Below are 265 nucleotides of genomic sequence, written 5' to 3' on the forward strand. Positions count from 1 at the left end.
CGGATTCCTTTGCGAGCATATAATTGATCCCAAAATGCTTCCCAGCATCACGAAGGAAATCAATTACTGTCATGCTTGAAAGCCAGTCATGGTTGTTTCTAGCAACCACAGGGTTTTCGCCCTTATCGAAATCAAGTAATCCGGCAATTTGTTGCTTAATTTTTTCACTATACCCTTTAACGACCACAGACTAAGTAAGAGGGCGGTCTTTTCTTCTTCCGCGGGGGTCAATACTGCATCATGTACACCCACGAAAAAAGAGGCA

At 43.4% G+C, this 265-nt stretch carries 1 pseudogene; it reads right to left on the reverse strand.

Features of this window, described 5'->3' with window-relative positions:
• Window positions 1–229, reverse strand: a pseudogene (locus tag RG959_RS24300) (tyrosine--tRNA ligase); the annotation flags it as partial.
• Between the last annotated feature and the right edge of the window lie 36 nt (window positions 230–265).

Origin of the sequence: Domibacillus sp. 8LH, from assembly GCF_038806185.1 — a bacterium.
Lineage (GTDB): Bacteria > Bacillota > Bacilli > Bacillales > Domibacillaceae > Domibacillus > Domibacillus indicus_A.